6 protein-coding genes and 2 pseudogenes are annotated in these 7,741 nt (G+C 67.8%); 2 read left to right on the forward strand and 6 right to left on the reverse strand.

What is annotated here, in order from left to right; genetic code table 11:
* Positions 1-176: 176 nt before the first annotated feature.
* A pseudogene (locus tag HO151_RS05005) lies at positions 177-368 on the reverse strand (transposase); the annotation flags it as partial.
* Between the two features lie 987 nt (positions 369-1,355).
* Here HO151_RS05005 and HO151_RS05010 point away from each other — a divergent pair.
* Entirely contained in the window at positions 1,356-1,880 is a 525-nt protein-coding gene (locus HO151_RS05010; RefSeq protein ID WP_173894900.1) for an EF-hand domain-containing protein, read from the forward strand.
* Positions 1,881-2,041: 161 nt separating this feature from the next.
* Here HO151_RS05010 and HO151_RS05015 read toward each other — a convergent pair whose 3' ends face one another.
* The 5 genes and pseudogenes from HO151_RS05015 to HO151_RS05035 form a co-directional block, all read right to left on the reverse strand.
* On the reverse strand, positions 2,042-2,947 hold the full coding sequence (locus HO151_RS05015) for a class I SAM-dependent methyltransferase (protein ID WP_173894901.1): 906 nt from the start codon (positions 2,945-2,947) through the stop codon (positions 2,042-2,044).
* A 79-nt stretch (positions 2,948-3,026) separates the two neighbouring features.
* A complete protein-coding gene (locus tag HO151_RS05020) occupies positions 3,027-4,133 on the reverse strand; it encodes an NAD(P)-dependent alcohol dehydrogenase (RefSeq protein WP_173894902.1) in 1,107 nt (368 codons plus the stop codon).
* Between the two features lie 2 nt (positions 4,134-4,135).
* Positions 4,136-5,539: an aldehyde dehydrogenase family protein gene (locus tag HO151_RS05025; protein WP_173894903.1), complete on the reverse strand. Its 1,404-nt coding sequence runs from the start codon at positions 5,537-5,539 to the stop codon at positions 4,136-4,138.
* An 8-nt stretch (positions 5,540-5,547) separates the two neighbouring features.
* Positions 5,548-6,303, reverse strand: a complete 756-nt coding sequence (locus tag HO151_RS05030; protein ID WP_173894904.1) for a (5-formylfuran-3-yl)methyl phosphate synthase — start codon at positions 6,301-6,303, stop codon at positions 5,548-5,550.
* A 558-nt stretch (positions 6,304-6,861) separates the two neighbouring features.
* Positions 6,862-7,239: pseudogene (locus HO151_RS05035) on the reverse strand (transposase family protein); the annotation flags it as partial.
* 90 nt (positions 7,240-7,329) lie between these two features.
* Between HO151_RS05035 and HO151_RS05040 the strand changes: the two are divergent.
* Complete coding sequence (locus HO151_RS05040) at positions 7,330-7,695, forward strand: hypothetical protein (protein WP_173894905.1); 366 nt, start codon at positions 7,330-7,332, stop codon at positions 7,693-7,695.
* The last annotated feature ends 46 nt before the right edge of the window (positions 7,696-7,741 follow it).

A 7,741-nucleotide genomic window follows, 5' to 3' on the forward strand; every position in this document is an offset into this window, starting at 1 on the left:
ACCGAGCTCGAAGCCCATCTGGACCTCTTCCGCTGGCTGCAGCGCTACAACAACGTCCGACGCCACTCCCGCCTCGGCCACCGCAGCCCGATCGCCTACGAGCGAGCCCTCCGCACAACACCAACTACGCTGGCCGAAGCCGCATGACCCGTGTTCAGGAATGTGGGTCAAGACCCGTAGCGCCACTGCACCCCGGTCCGGTCCACGTACAAGATCGCGTCCATGATGTCGCGCAGGTCATGTTCCGGCGGTCGGCCGAAGTCCAGGGCCCGGCCGCGGCGCTCGAAACGCCAGGCCGCCAGGACCGGCTCGGTCAACTCCCAGCGGGCATCGGACAGGTCACTCGGATACGGGCGCCGCTTCGACATGCTTCCGGCGTACCGCTACGGACCGAATGCGCCCAGTCGCACACCAACCGGCGGTCGAAGCACACAACCTCGAAGACCGGACATCCTGGGATGAGACAGGAGTACGGCCCCTTCTGTCCCATCCGCAACCTCTCACGCCCCACCGATAACGACGACCCCCGCGACCTCGCCTGTACCGTCACCTACCGCTTACGGAATCATCTGATAAACGAACACTATGGATTAAAACGGCCTCTGAGTTAGTGTTTGAGATCTCTCGTCGGGCGGTCTGTTCGGCTGGACGATGGTGGTTGTGACGTCCGGCAGGGGCGTTCGGCGACATTGCCGGGAGTATGGGATTCCGCTGTCGCTGACGAAGTCGGAGGCAGCGGTGTTCTGTTCGGGCGCGTGCAGGTCACGGAAGTGGCGGACGCTGGAACAGGCCCGTCGGCGGGTGGCAGCGATGCAGCATGGGGAACAGGCGACGTGTCCGGTTTGCGGTCAGAGTTGGATAGCGGAGGTGGAGCATCGCCGCTCGGCGGTGTTCTGCTCGTCGCGCTGCCGGACGCGGGCATGGTGGGAAAAGAGGAGTTGGCAGCACCGCGGCAGGCCGGCCTTGAAGGCCGCCGGAGCGCTGTAAGGCGACCCACCGAATTGAGCCGAAGCGCAGGAGTTGTCGCCAGCGGGGTCGGATGAGCTGACGAATGAGGTCGGCCGAAGCAGTCTGGTTGCCACAGGCGAGGCATCCGGCTTGTCACATACGCTCATTGAGCAACCTTCTGTCACCAGAAGTGAAGATTGAGAGCATGCGGCTCGTCGTGGCGGTTTTATGAGACATGGCCGCTACACGCGCTGGGTCGGGAAAGGCAGTCGAGGCCGCTGATGTCGTGGTCGTCTGATGCATCAGTGCGGCTGGCAGGAGATTTTCGTGTGTCCCGACACGGTTGAGTAGAGGCCCTCATTGGTCCAGGCCCGAAATCGTCGGGTCGCAGAAGACAGGTGATGGAAATGCGAGATGAGGCCGCCAAGCGGGTCGAGCTGGTCTTCTCCCTCTTCGACGCCAACGGCAACGGAGTCGTCGACTCCGACGACTTCGACCTGATGATGGGCCGTGTTCTGGAGGCTGCGGCCGCTTCGGACGACGGCGCCAAGGCCGCCATCCGGGCCGCGTTCCGCCGCTACTGGACGACGCTGGCCACCAAACTGGACGCCAACGGCGACGGTGTGATCACCGTGGACGAGTTCCGTCCGTTCGTGCTCGACCCCGAGCGCTTCGGTCCCACGATCGCCGAGTTCGCCGAGGCCCTCTCCGCACTCGGCGACCCTGACGGGGACGGCCTGATCGAGCGCCCCCTCTTCGTATCACTGATGACGGCGATCGGCTTCGAGGAGGCGAACATCCACGCCCTCTTCGACGCCTTCGGTCCGGACGCCGAGGACCGCATCACCGTGACTACGTGGGCCGTCGGCATCAAGGACTACTACGCGCCGGACATGGCCGGGATCCCGGGTGACCGACTGGTGGCCGCCTGAGCCCTCCGACACGATCCGGCAGGGGCCCTGCCGACCGTGGGCGGCACCGCTACGGCGTAACCGAAGTGCCGTTTCCATCGGGACGCCTCCCAACGCACGGGGGTTGAGGCCGGGGCCCGCCCTCAGCCCCCGTGCGAACGTCGTCGTGAGCGTCGCGGGCGTCATGGCGAGGGCTTGTGCGCGAACACCCATCGGTTTCCCTCCAGCGCATCGTTGGGCTCGGGGAGAGGGCCACGTTGGTACCGGCGGGTGAAGTCGAAGGGCGTGTGCATCGAGGTGGACCAGCCCTTGGCTGTCAGGTCGCCCGCGGAGTCGGGTCGTGGCCCCTTGTCGAAGAGGTGAAGCAGGTCGATGCCGATCTGTTCGCGCGTCGCCGTGTAGATCGGGCTGTCACGGTACGCCTGCAGGTCCTTTTCCAGCTTGGCCTCGAAGGCCAGAGCGCTGCCTCCGGTGGTCAGCCTGTCCACCGTGTCGATAAGGTACGTCTCAGCGGGGCCCGGCAGGTAGAAGAGGAGTCCTTCGGCCAGCCAGACGCTCGGTGCGGCCGGGTCGAAGCCGACGGTGGTCAGCGCACTGACCCAGCCCTCACGCAGGTCGACCGGTACGGGGACGCGCTTCACCTTCGCGGCGGCCGACAGGTTCGTGAGCACCCGTTGCTTGAAGGCCAGCACGCCCGCCCTGTCGATCTCGAAGACGACGCAGTCGGACGGCAGATCCAGCCGGAAGGCGCGGGTGTCCAACCCGGCTCCCAACAGGACCACTTGGCGGGCGCTCGCACCGACCGACCGGAGGAGGAAGTCGTCGAGCGCCCTCGTCCGCAAGCCGAAGTAGCGGGCGAACCGCCCCCACAGCGGGTTGTTGTCCCCGTCCGGAACCTGCTCGATGCGCACCGGCCAGTCCGCGCAGGCGGGGGCCGCGCGCACGAAGTGTTCCGCGTAGGCGTCCTGGGCCAGGCTGTCGTGGCGGTGGGTCTCGATGGCCCGCGCCGCGGCGACCAGGAGGGCGGTCAGGCCCACACCTCCGTCCACGCCTTCCACGTCTGTGTGCTGGGGCGTCGTGCCTGCCATGCTTCCTCCGTTGGCGGAAGTGGGGATGCGAGATGCTCATCTGTCGGACGGGGTGAGTCCTCGGTGCCGCGTGCCTCGCTCATCGGCTTGTTCTCTCCGGGAGCAGGACGGGTTTGACCACACGGCCCGCGTCGCAGTCACGTTCGGCCTCGTTGATGCCGGCCAACGGGTAGGTGCGGATCAGCTGGTCGAAAGGGAAGCGTCCGGCCTGCCACAGTCCGATCAGCCGGGGTACCAGCACTCCGGGTACTGCGTCCCCTTCGCAGATGTGGCGGATGCTGCGGCCACGGTCGAGCGTGCCCGGTTCGAGCGCCAGTGGGGTGTGGAGGCGTGCCACCAGGCCGAGGCTGCCGGTGGGACGCAGGGCTTGGAGCGCGTTGTTGATGAGCGGGGGTGAGGCCGTGGTGTCCAGCGCATACTGGGCGCCGCCGTCGGTCAGTCGCCGGATCCGTTCGGGCAGGTCGGGTGAGGCGGCAGGCAGGGGGGTCGCGCCGAACCGCTCGGCCGAAGCGAGCCTCTCAGGATGCCGGTCGACGGCCACGGTCAGCACGCCTGCGGCGGTGGCCGCCATCACCGCGGTCAGGCCCACCGCTCCCGCACCGAAGACCACGAGAGTGTCGCCGGGACCTGCACCGAAGGTGTTCAGCACGGCTCCGGCGCCGGTGAGGGCACCGCAGCCGAGGGGCCCGAGCAGTTCGAGAGGCAGTGCGGGGTCGACCCGTACGGCGTTGCGAGCCGGCACGAGGGCGTACTCGGCGAACGAGGACTGCCCGAACCACCGGGGTGCCAGTGCTTTACCGGTCGCGTCGGTGAGCCGCGGCGGTTCCTCCTTGCGCCCCCCGAAGAGGTTGAGGGAAGCAAAGGAGTCGCAGTAGGCGGGGGCCGCGCCGCGGCAGGTCCGGCATTGTCCGCAGGAGTCGAAGCTCAGCACGACGTGGTCACCGACGCCGATCGCCGCGTCCGGGCCACCCCCCGTCCGCACCACGACCCCAGCGCCCTCATGACCGAGGATGGTCGGCACAGGGCTCCGGCCGGCGGATCGCCGGACCGCGAGATCGGTCCGGCACATCCCGGTGCCCGCGATCTCGACCAGGATCTCGCCGACGGCGGGCTCTGTCCGCAGAACCACCTCCTCGACCGTGAACGGCTCCTCGTACGAGCGCAATACGGCTGCCTGGAACCTCATCGTCACGCCTCCCGCGGACGGTGGACGACGAAGGGCCGGAGGTTGCCGTACAGCCCCCACGGCCCACCCGCGACGCCGACCCCGCTGGTCTTGACACCTGCGAAGGGTTGGGCGAGGGACAGTTCGGCATGATGGTTGACCCAGGCTGTGCCGCATTCAAGCCGCTCGGCCACCGCCTCGGCCCGGTCGAGATCGGTACCCCACACGGAGCCACCCAGTCCGAAGCCGGTGCCATTGGCCGCGTCGACGGCTTCGTCGAGGCTCCGGTACGGCAGCACCGGCAGAACCGGTCCGAACTGTTCCCCGGTCACCACCGGGCTGCCGGGCGGCACATCGGTGAGAATCGTGGGAGCGAAGAAGTAACCCGGTCCGTCCTGCCGGTGGCCGCCGGCCGCCGCCCGGGCACCGTCCGCCAGAGCCTGCTGTGTGACCCGCTCGATTCGGGCCAGCTGCGGGGCGTTGTTGACCGGGCCCAGCCGGGTTTCAGGGTTCAGGCCGGGGCCGACGGTGACGGTCTTCGCGCGCTGGGCTAGGGCTTCGACGACCTCGGCATGCAACCGGGCAGGGGCGTAGAGGCGTTTGACCGCCATGCAGACCTGACCGCAGTTGCGAAACGCCGCCCAGAACAGCCGATCCGCGATCCGGTCCACGTCGACGTCGTCCAGCAGGACGGCAGCGTCATTGCCGCCCAGCTCCAAAGTGACCCGGGCGAGCGAGGCGGCCGCCGCTCCGGCGACGGCCCGCCCGGTGGACACCGAACCGGTGAAGGTGACGTGGCGGATGCCCGGGTGGGACGCGAGACGGGCACCGAGGGGTTCGCGGCCGGTGACTACGGTCAGGACGTCCTCGGGCAGGACGGTGGCAAGGACCGAACCGAGCAGCCGGGTGGCCAAAGGGGTGAAAGGAGAGGGCTTGAGGACCACGGTGTTGCCCGCCGCGAGCGCGGGCGCGAACTTCGCCGCCGCGAGCTGGAGGGGAAAGTTCCATGGCACGATCGCGGCGACGGGCCCGAGCGGTCGCCAGCGGATCTCGCTGCGCACCGGTCGGCCGTCGACGATCTGCCGGGTTCTGGGTGTGAGGTCTGCGAAGTAGCGTAGACGGGCCGCCGTACGGGCGACCTCCGCGTACGACTCGGCCAGAGGCTTGCCCTGCTCCCGGGTGAGCAACCGGGCGAGGTCATCGCCGGCCGCCTCCACTGCGTCGGCCGCCACGCGCAACGCAGTGGTGCGGGCGGCAGGGTCGGCCCGCCAACCGTGCCAGGCCCGGTGGGCCCGGTCGACCACGGCGTCCAACTCGTCCGGCTGCTGATCGAAAGCCTCGTCGAAAGCTTCCCCGGTGGCCGGGTCGACGACGGCGAAGCGTGCGGCCCGGTGTCCGGGGACGCGATCGGCCTCAGAGGTCGGCATGACGGCGGTCAGCGCACGGAGGGGACGCCGGCGGTGTGCTCTCGGGCGTGCCGGTCCATCTCCGCCCGGAAGGCGGCCACCAGATGCGGCTGGATCCTTCCGGTATTGCGGTCACCGCCCTCACAGACCGCTCCCCGCACACCCACGATGTCCGTACCGATGCGGGTCAGTGGACCGAGGTCGGCCTGCCTGACGCTGCCCGCGAGGGCCGCGAGCCGACCGGACGCATGGGTCAGCCGGACGAACTCGGCACAGACGTCCGGCGGAACGTGGTCGAACAACCGCGTCCCGTCCTTGACGGCGGTGTCGAGCATGGCCGCGTCGGCGCCGGAGCGGGCTGCGATGTCGGGCACGGCGAGCGGATTGACGCAGCCGATCCGGTGGGCGTCGGCATAGCCCGAGGCGACGACGAGCGCGTCCGGGCGGTGATCCTTCACCGCCCGGACGACCGCGCGCATGACCTCGATGCCCTGGTCTGGCGTCGTGCACCCATAGAGTCCGACCTTGATGTAGGTGGCCCCCGAGACGACCGCGCCGAGCGCGGCCTGGGCCACCGTGCCTGGCTTGTACGGGACATCCCCCACGGTCGCGGACACCGGCTTGTCCGCCGGGACCGCGTTGCGGACCTCCCTGATGACCCAGGGGAAGTTCGCGCCGAGAGAGCCCTCATCAGGCTTCTTGACGTCGACGATGTCGAGATGCTCCGCCGCCTTCGCGCAGTCGAGAGCCTCCTCGACACCGTCCGGGGAGATGAGAAGCAACACCCTGACCTCCTTCGCCGCCAGTCCGCCCGGCCGAAGGACAGGGGACCGCGGATCACCTGGCTCATGTGCGGTGCGCTCATCATTCCCGTCACCCTTGGGAACCGAAAGGGCGCACAGAGTGCCCATAGGATGCTCATGCCCGCATGCAGTGCGCCGTACATATCGCAACAAGTTGACTCATGGAGATGAATTCACTTAATCAGCTAACTTTCATGTATTTGTAATAAATTGTCTATATTTGTGACAAACATTGCGCTTCACCTCACCACGTGTCGAAGCGCAGTACTTGCCACCGGCATGGCCGAGTGAGCTGGTGAAGGAGACCGGTCGAAGCAGCTGGGTCGTCACCGATGAGGCACGCGGCTCGTCACAAATGCTCATTCGGAAGCCTTTCTCCGAGGTGGCCGAGGCCCGGCGCCGCCTCTTGGCTGCGCGGGGTCGCGTCCAGGTCGGGGAGGTCGCCGCGGAACTGGGCTGGAGCCGTCGGTACCCCTCGGGGCCGCTCGCGCAGCTTGCCCAGGCCGCCCTTGACCGTCGCCTTGATCACTTGAGGGCGCCGTAGTTTTTCGACTGCTCGGCGATGGCGTGGTCCCGGGTAGGGACCAGGGTGCCGTCTACGATGAGCACGGCGTCCTTGGCGAACCGCTTGCGCGACTGGAGCGCGAACATCGGCCCCAGGTGATCGATGATCCTGTCCGCCGCCGACTTTGAGATCCCGAACAGTGGGGCCAGTTGTCGCATGGTCAGGTTCGTTCGCCAGTACGCGGTGACTAGCAAGGTCCGGTCTTCCAATGGGAGGCTCCACGGCCGGCCCTTGCGGACTGAGTCCGCACCTGCGCGACGCAGTACCGTCACCAGCTTCCCGAAGGCTCGCGGGCTCAGCCCGGAGAACGGGGCTATCCAGGACGGCTCCGAAGCCGTGATCACACCAGGCACATCGAGATCGTCTCGTCCATGTGACCACTTATACAGAGAGCCACCGAGGGCTCTCGGCGGCCGTTCTCCTGAGCTTGCAACACTCTGCACGTGATCTATCCCGCGACAGACCAACTGTCCTCCGCCGAACGTGCCTTCATGATCAACGCCACCGAGATCGACATCCTCCCCGGTGTTTGGGGTGACCTCGACGAGCCGCTGGCCTCGGGGCCTGCCTCGGCTCTCGTCCCGATCCTCGGTGCCCTCGTCGACAGAGGATGGATCGAAGTATGCCGGGTCGTTCCCTGGACTGCGCCGGATGGCACTCCCGGAGAGCAGCCCGGTCTCCCCATCCCGGAGCAGGACCTTCCCGCTGTCCTGGCGGACGCCGAGAACTGGGAGTACCCGCAATCCAGCACGTGGCTGGGGTGCCTCACACTGACCCTTACCGAAGCGGGACAGAGCATCCCCCGCTGACACTCACTGATCGTTTCAGAAAGAGGTTCGCAGGCGGCGGAGGCAT

This window comes from Streptomyces sp. 8P21H-1, assembly GCF_013302945.1.

What these genes read in the sequence shown, in the direction of transcription:
- HO151_RS05010 (WP_173894900.1), top strand. Translation starts at nt 1,356, where the DNA reads ATGCGAGATGAGGCCGCCAAGCGGGTCGAGCTGGTCTTCTCCCTCTTC.
- HO151_RS05015 (WP_173894901.1), bottom strand. Translation starts at nt 2,947, where the DNA reads ATGGCAGGCACGACGCCCCAGCACACAGACGTGGAAGGCGTGGACGGA.
- HO151_RS05020 (WP_173894902.1), bottom strand. Translation starts at nt 4,133, where the DNA reads ATGAGGTTCCAGGCAGCCGTATTGCGCTCGTACGAGGAGCCGTTCACG.
- HO151_RS05025 (WP_173894903.1), bottom strand. Translation starts at nt 5,539, where the DNA reads ATGCCGACCTCTGAGGCCGATCGCGTCCCCGGACACCGGGCCGCACGC.